Annotated in this window: 13 protein-coding genes and 1 pseudogene; 4 read left to right on the forward strand and 10 right to left on the reverse strand. The window is 45.9% G+C overall.

Annotation, left to right across the window (positions count from 1 at the left end; all coding sequences use genetic code 11):
* Positions 1–108: 108 nt before the first annotated feature.
* From QUB56_RS23055 to QUB56_RS23080, 6 genes are all read right to left on the reverse strand, one after another.
* Positions 109–675, reverse strand: coding sequence for a dCMP deaminase family protein (locus tag QUB56_RS23055; RefSeq protein WP_332958409.1), 567 nt, complete (start codon positions 673–675; stop codon positions 109–111).
* Positions 672–2,201, reverse strand: coding sequence for a thymidylate synthase (locus tag QUB56_RS23060; RefSeq protein WP_332958411.1), 1,530 nt, complete (start codon positions 2,199–2,201; stop codon positions 672–674). Before QUB56_RS23060 ends, QUB56_RS23055 begins: the two co-directional genes overlap by 4 nt.
* Positions 2,202–2,335: 134 nt before the next feature.
* A complete protein-coding gene (locus tag QUB56_RS23065) occupies positions 2,336–3,043 on the reverse strand; it encodes a class I SAM-dependent methyltransferase (protein WP_332958412.1) in 708 nt (235 codons plus the stop codon).
* 218 nt (positions 3,044–3,261) lie between these two features.
* Positions 3,262–5,502 (reverse strand): ATP-binding protein, encoded by a 2,241-nt coding sequence (locus QUB56_RS23070; RefSeq protein WP_332958413.1) that lies wholly within the window; start codon positions 5,500–5,502, stop codon positions 3,262–3,264.
* A gap of 108 nt (positions 5,503–5,610) precedes the next feature.
* Positions 5,611–6,942 (reverse strand): response regulator, encoded by a 1,332-nt coding sequence (locus QUB56_RS23075; protein ID WP_332958414.1) that lies wholly within the window; start codon positions 6,940–6,942, stop codon positions 5,611–5,613.
* Complete coding sequence (locus QUB56_RS23080) at positions 6,935–9,703, reverse strand: ATP-binding protein (RefSeq protein ID WP_332958415.1); 2,769 nt, start codon at positions 9,701–9,703, stop codon at positions 6,935–6,937. The genes QUB56_RS23075 and QUB56_RS23080 overlap by 8 nt, the downstream gene beginning before the upstream one ends.
* Before the next feature lie 121 nt (positions 9,704–9,824).
* Between QUB56_RS23080 and QUB56_RS23085 the strand changes: the two genes are divergently transcribed.
* Positions 9,825–10,019 carry a hypothetical protein gene (locus QUB56_RS23085; RefSeq protein ID WP_332958416.1) on the forward strand — a complete coding sequence of 65 codons (195 nt, stop codon included), beginning with the start codon at positions 9,825–9,827 and terminating at the stop codon, positions 10,017–10,019.
* Positions 10,020–10,887: 868 nt separating this feature from the next.
* On the opposite strand, the gene QUB56_RS23090 is transcribed toward QUB56_RS23085, so the two are convergent.
* Entirely contained in the window at positions 10,888–11,511 is a 624-nt protein-coding gene (locus tag QUB56_RS23090) for a Uma2 family endonuclease (RefSeq protein WP_332958418.1), read from the reverse strand.
* A 151-nt stretch (positions 11,512–11,662) separates the two neighbouring features.
* On the opposite strand from QUB56_RS23090, the pseudogene QUB56_RS23095 reads away from it, so the two are divergent.
* The 3 genes and pseudogenes from QUB56_RS23095 (at position 11,663) to QUB56_RS23105 (ending at position 14,232) form a co-directional block, all read left to right on the forward strand.
* Positions 11,663–12,234: pseudogene (locus QUB56_RS23095) on the forward strand (HD domain-containing protein).
* 50 nt (positions 12,235–12,284) lie between these two features.
* On the forward strand, positions 12,285–13,418 hold the full coding sequence (locus tag QUB56_RS23100) for an ABC transporter ATP-binding protein (protein ID WP_332958419.1): 1,134 nt from the start codon (positions 12,285–12,287) through the stop codon (positions 13,416–13,418).
* A 409-nt stretch (positions 13,419–13,827) separates the two neighbouring features.
* Entirely contained in the window at positions 13,828–14,232 is a 405-nt protein-coding gene (locus tag QUB56_RS23105) for a hypothetical protein (RefSeq protein ID WP_332958420.1), read from the forward strand.
* 74 nt (positions 14,233–14,306) lie between these two features.
* Here the strand turns inward: QUB56_RS23105 and QUB56_RS23110 are convergent, their stop codons facing one another.
* The 3 genes from QUB56_RS23110 to rbfA all read right to left on the reverse strand — a co-directional run bounded on the left by QUB56_RS23110 (position 14,307) and on the right by rbfA (position 17,352).
* Positions 14,307–14,537: a DUF4327 family protein gene (locus QUB56_RS23110; RefSeq protein WP_332958422.1), complete on the reverse strand. Its 231-nt coding sequence runs from the start codon at positions 14,535–14,537 to the stop codon at positions 14,307–14,309.
* A 531-nt stretch (positions 14,538–15,068) separates the two neighbouring features.
* Positions 15,069–16,703 carry a glycoside hydrolase family 3 N-terminal domain-containing protein gene (locus tag QUB56_RS23115; protein WP_332958424.1) on the reverse strand — a complete coding sequence of 545 codons (1,635 nt, stop codon included), beginning with the start codon at positions 16,701–16,703 and terminating at the stop codon, positions 15,069–15,071.
* A gap of 226 nt (positions 16,704–16,929) precedes the next feature.
* Entirely contained in the window at positions 16,930–17,352 is a 423-nt protein-coding gene (rbfA, locus tag QUB56_RS23120; protein ID WP_332958425.1) for a 30S ribosome-binding factor RbfA, read from the reverse strand.
* Positions 17,353–17,752: the final 400 nt, after the last annotated feature.

Genomic DNA, 17,752 nt, shown 5'->3' on the forward strand with positions numbered 1-17,752 from the left:
CAGGAATTATGCAAGCACAATATACCGTGCCTGCGTAATTCCTGAGCCTTTAACAAACCTTTACCCAACCCCTCTCCTGTTCCGAAGAGCGGTTGGGGGGGTTCGGTTTTATTGTTTGCCTGGGCCTACAATTCCTGTTACAGTATCTTTGAGCACAGAAGTAGGATTCAACAAAAATAGAGCGGCCTTTTTTGCTGTATCTTCAGATAGCTTAATTTGTTTAAGTTCAACAATACCTTCACTGATAAAAGTATCTCTCAAAGCAGCTTTTTCTCCGCTATTAAAAGTCGTTTCGTAAAACACTTCTCGAATACCAGCAGCAATGACTAATTTCAAACAATAAATGCAGGGTTCTAGGGTGACGTAAATGGTAGATCCAGCAGTAGCTATACCATGTTTGGCGGCTTTGGCGATCGCATTTGCTTCGGCGTGAACCGCCCTTGATGGCAAAATTTTACTGGCGTCGCAACTGCTCAAACCAGGATAGCAGAAGCCTTGAGTTGTACAGTGTGCCGAACCTGACGGCGAACCGTTGTAACCCGTTGCTAAAACTTGCCTGTTTTTAGTTATCACCGCGCCTACAGGAAAAGCCAGACAAGTCGATCGAGTAGCAGCCAATTTTGCCAACATTAAAAAGTATTCATCCCAAGTCGGTCTGTCTTCTTCTAAATTCATCTTCGATCCTGAATGTATTGCTCGCTGGTTTTCAGACACTCGGCCGCCTTCTGCAATTCTATTCCTAAATAACCAATATGCTCGGGTTGGATGGCCGGGGAAGCCGCACAAATTTCTCGCACTAACTTGAGAGGGTTTTTTCCAGAATAACAGGTGACAACTTCGCCGCTGCCCGGGGTGGTTTGCGTGACTACTATCTGATTGTCCGCTACTTCAACTAAAAAATTGCCCGCTGCATCGAAAAAGTCTCGCTCTTCGCAGATTTTAGCATATTGGGTTTGAATTAGTCGATCGGCATTTTCAAAGGTATCGTCATACAAGTGAGCCGATTGACTCAGCGTTACCAACGGGCCCATCGTCAAATTATAATCGGAACGCCTCGCAATTTCATCTCGAATGTGCTGCTGCAAAGCCCGCAAACCCATGGCATTTGCCGGCCAAGCCGCAAACATATCGTTACTGCGGAGAGTTGCGGTTAGCGATATTTCACCGTCCACAACACGCACCCAAATATGATTCAAACAAGGACTGCCACTGTGCTGGTGGTCTGAGGAACCGTCTGGCCTTCTGTTAATATTTCCCCCGGCATCCCACAAACTAATTACAGCACTTGCCGCGTCAATTTCCTTAATTAGTTTGGTAATAACTTCTTCGATTTGATCGCGTCCAAACCACGACCTCATCCGCTGTGCGTAGGTATATTTAATGCCTTCGCTATACGGGGCATCTTCGAGCATTTGCGGTTTGTACTGTTCGAGGAAATCACGGTCTATTGGTAAGTAATTCGGTTCAGGAAAATAGAACTCCGCAGGTTCATCTGTAATCACTGCCATTAAGTCGATTAATTCTTGCCACTGTCCGTCGTAACCAGTCGGCCGCAGGGTGCCGGTGGTCTTAATTCGGTGGATGATTTTTACCCAAGTTTCGGCGATAGTTTTGCCTTCAATTCTGTGTCCGTATTTCTGACCGGGGAGTACAGTCGGGACGATTTCTACTAGCGGAAAAGTTACGGGTTCTCCCCAAGGTTCAACAGATTCTTTTTGGGCAAAAGACTTGACAAAGGTCACTGTTTCTGCTATTTTATTGGCTTCTTTCCATTCGATGGAATGACGCAATAGTTCTAAGGCTTCTGCTGCTATTTCAATATCGATGTAGCCAAATATTGAAGATTTAATTAGCCAGCAATCTCTGCCAGTATCGCTTTTGCCGGCTTCAAAGCCGTTGCGAAAAAAGTCGAGCAAGCACGCTGATGCACCGGAGTTGCTATCTTCTTTGGTAGCGTTGAGAATTACTAAAAAGCGGACGTGGGGATTGCACAGCAAGTTTCTAATTAAGAAGTTGATGCCGCGAGTAGGAGAGTACAGTTGTCCGATGACAGCAAATTCGTTGGGCTGTAATTTTTTGCCGATCGCACTTTTTACTGTCCAACCGCTGACAATAGCTGTTTGCCCCGTTCCGCAAATTAATTGATTTGGTTTGTATAGGGGTTTGTACTCAAATTTATTGACTAGATTTGTGGCTGTCATGGTTTACCGTTTTTTGCACCGCGTACTACTATATCAATAGTTTGGATAGTTTGAAGGAGCGATCGTCTCGCCCGGGCTACGCTAACGAGCCCAACACTACTAGCGGCTTGCAAAAGTCCGCTGCACCGCAGTTGTTATGCGGTGTTTTTGCACAAATACTCGGCAGTAACGGGTGAAAGATAATTAACTTCTAGAATGTCAAACCCTGCTTGTTGCAGCATACCTTCAACAATCCACGCAAAAGTGCTGTACTCCTGCCGCACGTGCATCTCATAATCTTTAGCTGTCCAACCCTCACCTTCAGGTTTAGCAGCGCGTTCAATCCATTTGTTGATAGACATCTCATACTCAGCAGGTGGAAATGAAAATATTACATCTCGTAAATAGAAGTGTCCGCCCGGTTTCAACATCGAGGAAATTCGCAGAAATGCTACCATTTTCCAAAAATCAGGCAGAATATGCAGCGCTGATTTGGTAACGACAAAATCAGCCAAACTGCTGGTGTGTTCGTAAGTTAAAAAGCCTGCACGATGAAAATGAATATTAGTCGCGCCAGCTTTTTGAGCTTTGTTTCGAGCATAAGCCAACATTGCATGAGAAATGTCAACTGCGTGTGCAAATGCTCCAGCGAGTGTAGTTTGGATTGCAAATGTTCCTGTTCCCGCTCCTAAATCGATAACTGTATGTCCTGAAGAAATGCCCAATCGAGACACCAAAGCCTGTTCTTTTTCTGGTGTGCTGGATAGTTGCTTGAGGTCAAAAGCTTCAACCTGTGCTACATCTTCAAAGTCCACACCAGCCATTTTTAATTCATCGAAATACCAAGCTGCCAAATTAGTCATGTCCTGCGTGATGCGTAAATTTACATCGGTAGCAATACTTGAAAATTACCTGTTCTCGCTCTTAAACTCGATTATATCGCTCCCGCATTCTCATTAAACCCTATCCTCAGCTAAAGTTTCGGATTTTAATAAATTATTTTAACAAATTTCTCAAGCCAACAATTCGTTGACAGCTACGCTAAAACCGACAAGTACCCTTGGAGTGTTAACAACTTCATCTAATGTCTCAACTTCTGTGTGAGCGGAATTTCAATTACAAACTCCGTACCTTCTCCAGATTGTGAGCTGCAACTTAAAGCGCCCTGATGCCGATCGCTGATGATTTGATAACTAATTGCCAGCCCCATGCCAGTGCCACTTCCAATCGGCTTGGTTGTAAAGAAGGGGTCAAAGATTTGCTGTTTGATAGCTTCTGGAATGCCGTTGCCGTTATCCCTAATTCGGATCTGGGCCCGACTCTCGTCGATGAGGGCCGTATGAATGGAGATTGCGGGAGTCATTTGTTTTCCCTGCTCGATCGCGATTTCAGTAGCGTCAATGGCGTTAGATAAGATGTTCATAAAAACCTGATTTAGCGGTCCCGGATAGCACTCCACCAGGGGAAGAGAACCATAGTTTCGCAGGATTTCTATTTGTGGATGATTCGGCTTGGGCTTCAGACGGTTGCCCAGAATAACCAGGGTGCTATCAATGCCATCATGGATGTTGATTGATTTAACTTCTGCTTCATCCAGTCGAGAGAATGTTCGTAATGCTAAGACAATTTGTCGAATTCGTCGCGCCCCCTCTTTCATGGATTCGATCAGCTTAGATAGATCGTTAACCATAAAATCTAAATCCATCGCCTCTGACTGCTGTGCGATCGCTGCTGGAGGATCGGGGTAATAAGTCTGGTAGGCTTGCACGAGTTTTAAGAGTTCTTGAGCGTATTCATCGGCATAACCGAGATTGCCATAGATGAAATTCACTGGGTTATTGATTTCATGGGCAACTCCGGCAACTAGCAGCCCCAAACTCGACATTTTCTCGCTTTGAATCAGTTTAGTCTGGGCCAGTTGTAGTTCTCTGAGGGCAGTTTCAACTTCATGCTTTGCCACTTTTAGCTCGGCCGTGCGTTCTTCGACTCGATGCTCTAATTGTTCATTGGCTTGTTCCAGCGTGTTAAATGATTCCTGTAACTGTTGAGCCATACGGTTAAAGGACTGGGTGAGTTGTTGCAACTCATACACCGATGATTCTGTCACCCCTTGGCTCAGAGATCCGGCAGCCATTGCCGAAGATGCTTGATTTAGCTGCAAAATCGGTTGAGTAATCCAGCGACTGGTGAGTATGCCAATTCCTAGAGAAATAGCTAGGGCCAGTAGACTTAACAAAATCGTACTTTGAGTATTGGCATTAATTTGTGCCATAAAGTCTGATTCTGGAACAGTGACAACCACCAGCCAGTCAATGCCCCTGCCATCTTGAAAACGAGTAACTTGCACTAAGTGGCGTGTACCGTTAATGCAAAACTCAAGCTGCTGAAATCCCTGGATCTGGTCGAAATCTTGAAACTTCTCTAGCAAAAACTGGCTGGTTTTCTGAGTAGTGGAATTTTCGCTATCGATCGCATTGAGTCGTTCAACCCGCTCTTCTGGCAGTTGCACAACTTTGTCTGCATAATATCGGAACGGTTTTTCGCCTGTAGAGGTGGCAATCAATTTTCCAGAGCGCTCTAGAATAAAACTTTGTCCGGTTTTTCCTATGTTGAGGGTTCTGAGAAAATCCCCAATCATTGACAAGTTTAAGCTCGCCATCCACACGCCTTGCAGCTCGCCTGCCCAGTTGTATATGGGTTTACCAGGGGCAATATACATCGTTTTGCCCGTGATGTGCGGAAACACTTTTCCCCAGGTTGCTTCCCTCTGCTGGACTGGAATTTGGTAGTAGGGCCGTTTGCGCGGGTCAAAGTTCGGCTTGCCAGCGTTGATGACTTCGAGTCGTGAGCCACTTGAGTTAGTACGGTAGGTTGTCAGCGCACGGTTATTTTCTACGGAAGAAGTGCGGATCACGATCGCACCATCATCTTGCCGCTCAGCACCAAAAAATTCTTGGTTGGTTGTAATCAACGCTGTCAGGCTGAGATTCCTAAAGGCAGGAAGTTGTCGCCACAGGAACTTCTCTATATCCCTTCCGTTATTAACGTCGATCCGGTTTTGGCTGAGTGCAGCTTCATAACTTTCAAACGCTTGAAAAGGACTGGCAACCAACTGAGTTAGATTTTGGGCGATGCGCGAGCTCGTCTCGTTGCGTAACTGAGTAGCTACATCGTTCACTGCCTTCTGTCCATTCCTAAAGGAAAGATAACCGACAATACCCACTGTCCCCACCGTTTGAACAACAAATGGGACAATTAGGATCGCCTGTAATGGCAATTTAAACAGCTTGGGGAAGAAAGGAGGCGATGATTCCTCTGGCATACTGGGATTGTTCCGTTAATGGTATGGATAACAACGGTTGAGTTAAGTGGCGACAGATCGCCTTTGCAGTATCACCCATCATCTTTATGCCGTCGCTGCAACGATTTGTTATATTGCATCAACGCAGATCTTTGCCTGAATATCTTTTACAGCGATCGCCTTTACCGGAATTGAAATCACAAACTCTGTACCTTCACCCAAAGTTGAGTTAACTTCTAGAGTTCCAGAGTGTTTCTGGACTACGATTTGACGAGCGATCGCCAATCCGAGCCCTGTTCCTTGCCCCACGCCTTTGGTGGTAAACAGATGCTTAAAGATTTTTTGTTTCACGGCATCCGTCATGCCAATCCCATTATCGTGAATTCGGATCACTGCCTGAGATTGGGACAATTGGGTTTTGACAGTAATCTGGTTGGGTTTGGCTTTGATCTGAGCAAAACTGCGTCCAGTATTTGATTCCTCAAGGGCATCGATCGCATTTGCCAGCAGATTCATAAATACCTGATTCAACTGTCCGGCAAAGCATTCTACCTGTGGCAGATCGCCATAGTCTGTGATGACTTGAATTTCTGGGCGATATTCGTTGGCTTTGAGGCGATGCTTGAGAATCAAGATCGTGCTGTCAATGCCGTCGTGGATATTGCAAGGAATGGGGCGATCGCAATCCGAACGCGAGAAAGTTCTTAAACTGGTGCTGATTGTGTTAATGCGAGCGACTCCTTTTTGCATCGAATCGATTAACTTAGGTAAATCCTCTTGTAAAAAATCCAAGTCTACTTCCTCCAGGAATTCCTGTAGCGTGGCACTTGGATCTGCGAGTTCTTTTTGGTAGAGAGCTATCACTTGAAAGAGGTCTTTAATATAGTTTTGAGCTGGTTTCAGATTGGCAGCAATAAAGCCAAGCGGATTATTAATCTCGTGGGCGACACCCGCCACTAAATTGCCCAAAGCCGACATTTTTTCCCTGTGGACTAAATGAAGCTGAGACAGTTGCAGTTGTGTAAGTGCTGCTTCTAAATCAGCCGTTTGCTCAGCTACACGCTGTTCGAGATTTTTAGTTAACTGTCGTAGCTGCAAATGAGTTTTCACCCGTGCTAGCATCTCCTTTTCTTGAAAGGGTTTGGTGATGTAGTCCACAGCACCCAAGTCAAATCCTTTCTCCTTACTCTGAGCATCGGAGAGAGCGGTCATAAAAATGATTGGAATACTGGCTGTTTTCGGCTCTGCCTTCAGACGTTTGCAGGTTTCAAAGCCGTCAATTCCTGGCATTTGAACATCGAGCAAGATCAGATCGGGAGGATAAGCTTGGACTCTCTTAAGAGCGCGATCGCCGTTGATTGCGGTTGCTACTTCGTACCCTGCATCACTTAAGGTTTCACAAACCACTTCTAAATTCGCAGGGGTATCATCCACCACCAGAATTAATTCAGGACTAGACATCGGCTTTCTTCTCTGTGAGGTGTTGTTGTAGCAACTCTTCAATCTCTTCGGCTTTAAATTGCTTGGCTAACTGAAGAATTTGTGAGGCAAAATTAGCGTAGCGAGGGTTAGAGTGAGCAAGATGCTCTGTGTGCGAGCGGAGCCGTTTTAAGTTGCCTTGCTGTGCCAATTCTAGTAAGGTTTTTAACTCTACATAGTCAGGAATCATCATCCCTTCTGGGTCCTCTAATCCAGTCGTTGGAGTGGATGGTTCAGAGTCGTTTGAGCCTATCATTTCATATTTCCATTCCAATTCCAAATGAGTGGCTAAGAGGTTAAATAATTCACTGACTTCCACTGGCTTTGCCAGGAAATCATTTCCCCCTGCATCTAAACTCATCTCTCGATAGGCTTGTGCCACGGATGCAGAAGAGACCACGATCTTCAGGTGTTGCAAATCCTTTGCACTGCGAACTTGTTTGAGCAGTTCAAAGCCGTCCATGACTGGCATTGCCAAGTCTGTAATCACTAAGTCAGGTTGAGACTGGCGTATTTTTTCCAATCCTGCTTGTCCATTTTCGGCATCACTAACTTGGAATCCTAGTGGCTCTAACAAGTTGACGAGAACGGCTCGGTTTTCCCAACGATCGTCTATCACAAGTATGCTGCGTCGTTGTCCTTCGTAACCAATAATTTGTTTTCCTGTTGTGAAGGAGTTTTGCTGCACCCAATCGGTGGCGATCGCCAGTTCCACCTCAAAAAAGAACTCACTCCCGACTCCGGGCTGGCTGTTAACTTGGATTTGTCCGTTCATGAGTTGGACAATCCTTTGGCTGATCGCCAGTCCTAAACCGGTGCCCTCAGCTTGGCGCTGGCGATCGCCCACTTGTTCAAAAGCCTGGAAAATTTTATCCAAATCATCTGGCGCAATTCCTACACCCGTATCCTCAACTTGAAATTTGAAAGAGCGAGTGGACGGATTGGGATGATTCTCAACTAGGGCAACCTTGAGCGTGACAGAACCTTTGTCGGTGAATTTAATCGCATTTCCCACCAAGTTGAGTAACACCTGACGCAGCCGTTTTTCATCGGCAAAAATCCCTTCAGGCAAATGTGGATCGGGATTGTAAACGAAGTCAATGTTTTTTTGGTCGGCACGAATGCGGCAGATTTCAGCGACACCTTGGAGGAATGAGGGAAAGTGAATCGCTTGAGGTGTGAGTTCTAATTTACCGGCTTCAATTTTAGACAAGTCCAACACATCGTTAATCAGCGTCAGCAAATGATAACCACACTGGTGAATGATTTCTACCCCATGACGTTCCTTCGCTGGCAATGCGCTGCTGCGGTTGAGGATTTGAGCGTAGCCCAAAATACCGTTGAGGGGAGTGCGGAGTTCGTGGCTCATGTTGGCAAGAAATTCACTCTTTGCCTGGTTTGCGCCATCGGCTACAAGTTTTGCTTCTTGCAGTTCGGCCGTGCGTTCCTCAACACGGCTTTCGAGTTCGATGAAGGAGGTTTTGAGTTGCGCTGCCATCTGGTTAAAGGAATCTGCCAGCGATTCTAATTCACTAATGCCTTGCACCTGAAGTGTTTGATCCAACTGTCCGGAACTAATCGCCTGACTGGCTTTTTGTAGCTGCAAAATCGGTTTGGTAATCCAACGCGAAGTAAAAAGACCCAGTATAGTCGTCACTGCCAAAGCCCCTAGACACAGCAAAATTGTGGTGCGAGTATTGGCATTGATTTGTTCCATGAAATCTGATTCAGGCACCACAACGACGCTGAACCAATCGATACCTCGTCCGTCTCGAATGGCGGAAACCTGCACGAACTGCCGTTGGTTTGCCAGCATAAAATCAAGCTGTTGATTCTGTGCAATAGCGTTGAAGTTGCCAAATCGATCGACGATGGCTTGCGCTGTCCCACGAATTACAGAACTTTCAGACTTGACGGCAGGAATTTGTTGCAACTCCTCATTTTTAAGATCCATAATGTAAGGCTGGCCGATCGTTGAACTAGCAATCAGATTGCCCGATCGATCGACGATAAACGTTTGTCCGGTTTGACCCACCTTCAACTCGCTCAGAAAACGATGAATCTTGTCCAGCCGAAAGGTGCTTTTTTGCACCCCTAGTAACGTTCCATCGCTTTTGTAAATCGGCTGGGATAGAGCCATGGTAGCCGATTGATACGAACTGCTAACGTAGGGTACAGATGTCCATGCTGGTTTTCCGGCTTTCTGTACAACTTGATACCAGGGTCGAATCCGGGGGTCAAAGTCTGCCTGAGTTTTGAGCAGTGCCACCCGTTGACCTCGATTATCAAGTTTGTAGAATTGGCGTTGAGGTAGACGCGCTTTGTCACTGAGGCGAGAAACGATGCCGTCATTGATTGTTGTATCAAGGGCAATATTCATGCCGTCCTCAAAACCAATTTGCACGTCTTCGAGGGTATTTTGGCTGACTAACCGCCACAACGTTCGTTCCAGTTTGGTGAAATCTGTTAAATCAAGCTGACCCTCTTGGGCCGCAGCTACGATCACTTGTCCGGCAATATAAGGTTTTTCCAAATAGTTTAGAACTTGCAGGTTGAGGCGATCGCTCATTTCTTGACGTAAGTGACTGGCAACATCATTGACTGCCTTCTGTCCATTCCGGAGGGAAATATATCCCGTTAGTCCCACTGCTACGAAGATTTGTAGTACAAACGGGACAATCAAGAGCGATCGCAGGGAAAGTTTGTACTTAGGTTTAGATAGATTCAGGGATGAGCTTGACATAGAAATGCTAGTGGCTTGTATGGAAAATAGACTTGAGGAATTGCTAGCTTGATGTTCAATCAACCTCGGTAGAGCTTTCAAGGCGCTTAAATTCCTGGCTACACACCGACGCTAACAATTAATGTCGTACCTCCAACAAGCAGTCGCATTAGCAAGTTGCGAGTGGTTTTCTCTTGTTCGCGGAAGTGCAACAATTGCTGAGTTGGTTGATGTTCCCTTGGTTGGTGGAGTGGCCCGGAGACTGCCATCGGCGGGCGAGCTGTTAGCGGAGTGTTTTTTTTTAGTCAATCGGGCGATCGTTCTGGCTCAAATTTAAAGGCGATCGCATTCCACCAAAAATCTCTACACCCCATTCCCCTCGAAGACTACCGCTTGTAGAAAATCGGATAGAAAGCCCAGGGCTTCTAGTCCTGGGAGGAATCTGCTGACCATAAAGGGTCAGTTTGTTAAAGTCTACGCGTCAGTTCCCTAATCCGAGCTCTTAGCACAACAGGTTTGATTTCTCACTTCTGGCTGGCAATATTTATTTAGTAAATTTTTTTCTTCTTGAGTGACGCCAAACGTAATAAATACATCGGGCTCGGGCATGGATAGATAGCACCCTTAGAGATACCTTAATTATAGTGGGTACGGTATTAAACCACTTTACCCTCTAGAAACAAGTCAGTATTTGTAGGTTGTGGAGAAAAATTTTTAACTGTGATGCCCCGCGCTCCGACTTCTTTTGCAAACACCCCTGTTAACAACTATACCGCTGCTTTGGTTCCTGAGTAAAGGCCATAACTCGACAAAATCAAACGGGTAACAGACGAAGAAAACTTGATTACCTGTCCATTATCATGAACCCGAGTTGCCGCCTCATTCAAATCCATAAAAATGTCTTTGACGTTGATTGGCAAAAGCGGAAATTTATATATAGCAATCATTGCAGGAGTCGTATTTTTTTTATCCCACCCCAACCCTCCCCGAAACCGCGGGGAGGGAGTAAGAAATTGACAAATGATTTAGGATGGCTATATCGAGCGCGATCGACTGTATCAATACTTCTTTCGTTACCTGTAGTTTGAGCTATCTTAAACCCTCCCACCTTCTCATTCAACCAACTCTTAACCTAGAAAGTTAACCCTGAAATTTATTTTTTTATTTAATTTTTATGGTTTTAATAAATTAGTTTAACAAATTCCTCAAGCCAACAGTTCACTGACGGCTACGCTAAAGCCTGCAAGTACAGTTTGAGTGTTAACAACTTCATCCGCATTAAACAACAGCCAACGTTGCCCTGCATTCACAAATATTAATCTCGCTTCAGGAAATAGCAACCAAACTTCTAAACATCCCGATTCCAAATATTCCTGAGCTTTCGCAAATAACTCTTCGCCGCTATCTTCGGGGGAAGCAACTTCCGCTATCAAAGGAAAACTTTGGGAAAATGCTGTAAAATTGCCTGATTCTGGAAGCAGTTCAGGAGTAATGTAAGCAACATCGGGACGGCGACCTTGCTTGCTAGTGCGGCAAAGGACTTCTGTAACAACTTCTCCTCTCTGTCCGCTGGAATTTTTGTAAGTTTTCCAGGAAGTAGCTAGATTAACTTGAGCGAGACCATGCTTGAATGTCATTCCTGTTTTCTCCACTAAGTTGCCGTCAACCCATTCCATTCTATCAGCAGGCTTGACTAAAAACTCTTCAAGAGGTATGACTTTTCCTTGCTCAGGTTCGGGGTGTATTTCTGCTATAACTTCTAATTTTGGCTGTGATTCTGGCTCTAATTTTTTGTCGGTATTTTTGGGTGAAATTGTAGTAACTGTCACAAGCACAACCTCTATTTGTATTTGATGATTTTAAGTTTACACACGATCGCTCTCGGTCGCATCTTTACGAGCTTATTGAACTTGGTAGATTGGGTTTTTTCAAGTTAGCCAGACAATTTATATATCATAGCAATTCAGAAAGGTGACTTTCATGATTCTCTCAAACCGTTTTTCTGAAGCCCTCACCTATGGCGCCCAATTGCACGCTACCCAAGTCCGCAAAGGTTCCGGGGTTCCCTACATTGCCCATTTGTTGGGGACTGCTAGTATAGCTTTAGAATAGGGGGCAAATGAAGATGAGGCGATCTCCGCTTTGCTTCACTCGGGCGATCGAAGATCGAGGCGGCGCCACCACCCCCGAAGCCATCCGCCGCCGATGCAGGCGATACCGTCACAGCGATTGTAGACGGCTGTACCGACAGTGACGAGACGCCGAAACCCCCTTGGCGACAGCGAAAACAAGCTTATATCGATCGCATTTCTACAGCTTCTGGCTCTGTGAGATTAGTCTCGGCTGCTGATAAACTTTATAATGTTCGATCGATCGTGAAAGATTACCGTCAATTGGGCGACTGTGTTTGGGAACGCTTCAAAGGTGGCAAAGACGGTTCTCTCTGGTATTATCGTTCTTTAGTAGAAGCATTCCGCCAAGCTGAGTTAACGCCTATAGTTGAAGAATTAGACCGCACATTTTTAGAATTGGAACAGTTTTCTGAAGGCTGAAGACTGAAGGTAAAAATCACTAATTATCAATTACTAATTACAGTCACAAAATGGCAAATGTTCGCTTAGAAAATATTACCCGACGCTACCAAAACGTCACCGCGATCGAAAACATCAGCTTCAAAATCCCGGACGGGGAATTTTGGGTATTAGTCGGGCCCTCCGGCTGCGGAAAATCGACAATTATGCGGACAATTGCAGGTTTAGAAACAGCAACTTCCGGTAATCTTTACATTGGAGATAATTTAGTTAACAACATTCCGGCGAGACAGCGGGACGTTGCCATGGTGTTTCAAAATTACGCGCTTTACCCGCACATGACTGTCGCGGAAAATCTGGCTTTTGGATTGCGGATGCGGAATGTTGACCAGACTAAAATTCAAGAACGAGTTGAAACAGTAGCCCGATCGCTCTCGATCGACCACCTCCTCAAGCGTAAGCCCAAACAGCTATCAGGCGGACAGCAGCAGCGGGTAGCACTGGGAAGGGCGATCGCCCGCGAACCGAAAGTATTCCTTTTAGATGAACCGCTTTCTAACCTCGATGCTCAACTGCGAGACGACACCAGAGCCGAACTAAAACAACTGCATCAACGGCTGGGAATTACCACAGTTTACGTCACCCACGACCAAGTGGAAGCGATGACTTTAGCTGATAAGATTGTAGTCTTAAATAAGGGAAAAATTCAACAAATTGGAGACCCGCAAAGCATTTATGCGAAACCAGCTAACCGCATGGTTGCCACATTTTTAGGCAATCCCGCCATGAACATTTTACCGGCAATTTATACTAACGAATCTTTTCAAGTGGGAAATCAACATTTAGCCTGTCCTCCCTCGATTCATAAAAAATTGCAGCCGAGAGAAGGACAAGGATTAGAATTGGGCATCCGTCCAGAAAATATAGAAATCTTTAGGCCACAAACAGCAGAAGATGATGATTTGAAGGCCGATGTTTGGGCATTAGAAAAAGTCCCTCTCGATTTAGAGGTAAAAGTAGTGGAACCTCTGGGGCGAGAAACTTTAATCCGGGCGAGTTTGCCTTTATCGAGCGCTGAAACTACTGTACAGGTGCAAGTACCTGCGAGTGTTCGCTGGCGATCGGGCGATCGGCTGAGGGTAAAGCTTGACTTCGATCGACTATTTATATTTGACCCATCCACAGGCGAGGCGCTGTATCCCTAACCGGATTCAACATTATTTCTAGACGCACTGGTGCCCCGAAACCCGGTTTTTTGACAGCAATATTTCGTTGCAGCAGCCAAGTCTCGGTAAAAAAACCGGTTTCTCAGGGTGGCAGTGCGTAATTCCTATTCAATCTAAAATCTAAAATCGACTGACTTTTCGAGTGGGGAGGTTTCTATTTATAGTTACAAAAATTTACAGTTGACTTTTATCTATTTCTATTTACGAAGTAATGATAAAATTAGTATTCGCCCAAAAAAAAGTATTCTCTCAAAGGTCGATCGTTCCTGGCGGGCGCGCGAGCGCGACCCACAACTGGGCATCTTCCCGCTCCCAAGCGGCCTGACGCGCCGACAGGGGAGCAACTGGCGAACCAAAAACTTAGAAAAACTTCTAGCGGCATTTTTAGATGAATCCCGACAACCTGCCTCAAATGCTGCAAACAGGATTTCACCTAACTTTAGGTGCAACTTCCTTTTTAATTGAGACATTGCAAGATCCGCTAAAGCGAGAAGAAAATCTTCACAAACTGAAGTCGGATTTGGGTCAGCTAGCATCGGAGCTGCTGGAAAAAGGAGAAATGACCGATCGAGAAGCCCGAAATTTTGTAGATACTATTTTCTCCCAACCGGGTAATCGGGAGAATGCAGACAGCGAATCCGTCTCGCCCAAGCAATCCGATGCAGCCACTGACCACCCTCCCGACTCGGTTGTACAACCTGACGTAAAGCTAGAGATTCAAGAATTAACTGCACACATTGCAGCGCTGAGGGTCGAGTTGGAAAACTTGCGATCCGAAAATTCCCAGGATTAAAGAATCAAGAGTCTTTAACACAGCGGGAATTTACTTGGAAACTGACTGGCAAATTTATTTAAGAAAACCAAAATTTAATCGTTGTCCCATTTTTCAGAACCGATCAGGTCGGCGATACGATCGCGCAGCAAGAAGTCGCATTTTTCTAACTCGCACTCCACGCAAGCCCATTCCCGGGGCGGAATGAATTGGCAGAGCGTGTAGATAGGCTGTTGCCGGCTCAGCACGCCCTCGTGCACGAGGTGGCGGGCTTCATCTTGGATGACATCTAAAGAGTATTGGATTTTGATAGTTGACTGAATCATAATGCGCCCTCAAGGTTTTAGTAAAAAAAAAATTATGACCTGTTTAATAATATAATCCAAATTTCCGAATATGTAAGTTAAATTTTTTCAGTATATAGGTATACAATTCATTACGCTTAAGTTAAAAATTCTAGCAATGATGAGTAAGGGAGCGGCTCCGTCTAAAGATTGAGAGACGCGACCCATTTTCCCGGCTAACAGACAAATCTGTTGCAAAGCTCATAGCATTTTAGATTTTCGACTTCGGCGTGAGACCTTCGGCGAGCGCGAGCACACAGCCGTCGAGTCGCGCGCCCGTCGAAGGATTTTAGATTTGAGAATTGGGAATGACTGACTGGATATGGGTTTGCAGCATGGGCCTACAGTTGCATTCTTTTTTGAAACTGGTATCACTTCAGGACTTAGGCACCAGAGCCCGATTTTCGGTTTCTGGATGCTTCCCTCCCAAAGGCAAAGTTTCTTGCGAGAAACCGGGTTGATAAATTTAAGTCCTGACGCAGCAGCAGAGAAAGGATTCAGGAGTCCGCCAGCTCAAGCATTGCCCGTTGCGTCCATGCCGAATAGCAATTCTATCGCTAGAGATTGCGCGGCCGGCATCTGCCCAAAACAAAATACATAAGGAATACTCGGAGGCAAGTGTGGCAAAAATTGCTCTAAAACGTAGGGACTGCCGTAAATTAACAAAGCTTGCAGTTCTCCCGTGTTTAATAATTTCTTAAACCAATCTTGAGCTGCTTGGGTCAAACCTGCACTGCCTCGGAAGCAATTGCCGCGAATGAAAATTTGCAGCAGTGTCGGAGAAAAATTCTCTGCACCTGTATTATCAGCGATCGCCCCTGTGCGATCGTCAATCAGTTGCAATTCGTAACCAAACTGTTCGGGAAGGGCAATCGCCGGAGTGTGCTTGCCCAAAAACTCGCACCCCAAAACATCATCTACAATAATCAAATTCCGCAAAAGCTGGTTTTCTGGGGGCTTTTTCGCCATTAAAGGCAGAGAACCTCCAAATTTCAAAGAATCTCGCAAAATATCAGCAGCAGTTGACCTTGCCTGTGGATTTGCCAGCAAACTTAAGTCTATCGATTCTAGATTCCTGCTCGCCCCCGAAGCTTGGGGGGGTTGGGGGGGGTCAGAAATCGGCAAACCGACTTTAGCTTTAGCCGACCAAATTCGCTTGACAGATTCCTTGATTTGTGCTATGGAGAGCCGCCCTTGAGTGACAGCTTCGCAGACAGCGAGAATCGCCCCTTCCGGGTCAAGCGGCATCAGCAAAACATCAGCACCAGCCTGGGCCGCCAAAACAGCAGCTTCATTAGGGCCGTACTTATTGGCGATCGCCCCCATCACCAAAGCATCAGTCACGATCAAACCTTCAAATCCCAACTCTTGTCGCAGCTTCCCGATCAAAATTTTGCGAGAAAGAGTAGCAGGAAACTCGGCATCCCAAGCCGGAATCAGCAAGTGAGCACTCATCACAGCATCGGCCCGGGCGGCGATTGCCTCAACAAAAGGAGGCAACTCAACCTTTGCCAATCTCGCTGGCGAATGCGGCAAAACCGGCAATTCCAAGTGAGAATCAACCGCCGTGTCTCCGTGGCCGGGAAAATGCTTAGCTGTAGTCAAAACCGGGTGTAGGGCTGCGCCGCGAATAAAAGCAGCGGCTAATTTCCCGACTATGAACGGTGTCTCGCCAAAAGCGCGCACATTAATCACAGGATTGTCGGGATTGTTGTTAACATCAACCACTGGTGCCAGAATCCAATTGAGACCGATCGCCCTAGCTTCGATCGCAGTGACAGCGCCCATTTGTTCAGCATATCGATCGGCCGCTTCTAAATCATGCTGCGCCACTTGGGCAATTGCCATCGGCGGCCCGAACCAAGTCGCCCCCGCGAACCGCTGGCCGACACCTTCCTCAATATCAGCCGCCAGCAGCAGCGGAAACTTAGCCCAAGACTGCAATTGGTGCGATCGAACCGCCAACTCCGCAGCACTTCCCCCCACCAAAATCACACCGCCGACGCCTAACTTTTCCAGATAATAGCGGAGTTTGCTAGCAGTTGGTTCCCATTCGGGATACCGAATTTGGTGGTCGAACAAGTAGCCTGAAGCGCGCACCACAAACATCTGGGCCACCAGTTCTGGTAAGGAAAGATTGTCAATCATGGGTAATTGGTAATTGTTGACTGTTAACTGTTGAGTGTTGAGTGTTGACTGTTAACTGGCTTCAGACACTAATCCTCATCTGCTTCGTCAATTTCATCGTCTTGGTAATTGTTGAGTGTTGACTGTTAACTAATGACTAATGACTGTTGACTAATGACTGATGACTAATGACTGTTAACTAATGACTGTTAACTAATGACTGTTGACTGTTGACTGGCTTGAGACACTAATCCTCATCTGTTTCGTCAATTTCATCGTCAGCAAATTCTTCCTCCGCATCTAGAAGATCCGGTTTGCGATCGGCCGAAAGCTGATTCAGCAGTATCAGCATTTTATCGCCCCGTTCCAAAGAATGGTCTTCGAGAAAAATCACTTCCGGCGTCCGACGCAGTTGCAATCGTTGGCCCAACTGGCTGCGGACGTAGCTAGTTGCAGATTTCAAACCCTCCATAGTCTCTGCCTTTGCCTCATCAGTACCGTAGATGCTGACAAAAATTTTTGTATGCTGAAGGTCTCCCGAAACAATTACATCGGTAACGCTAACCATACCGGCACCTACCCGGTCGTCCTTGATTCCATTCAGCAACATCAGGCTGACTTCCCGTTTAACCATTGAAGCTACACGCTCAATGCGACGACTTGTAGCCATAGCACCTACTCCTCTACTTTCGTAATCAGCCGTTTTTATCCCGATCCATAATTGTAGCGCGATCGGTCAATCGATTTGAGATTTTCGATTTGAGATTTTAGATTGACCCCACGGATAAATGCGGGGGCTTGAGGATTTGAGATTTGAGATTTGGGATTGATTCCACGGATAAATCCGGGGGGCTTGTACCACCTTTGAAATTCGCTTGTCAGGGGTGTTACGGGCGATCGTCCGAATTAGGGGTGAGATACAGCTTAGAGTCAAAAAATGTTTGATGGCCTATAGGTGAATATATAGCTAATCTAGAGAGGTCGAGTGAGATACAGTTTAGGAATGAGAATTAAATAACTTCCACTCTTGAAAGTGGGATGGGCGTCCCGCCCGTCCTTTTTGGACGGGC

The organism is Microcoleus sp. AR_TQ3_B6 (assembly GCF_036702785.1).
GTDB lineage: Bacteria > Cyanobacteriota > Cyanobacteriia > Cyanobacteriales > Microcoleaceae > Microcoleus.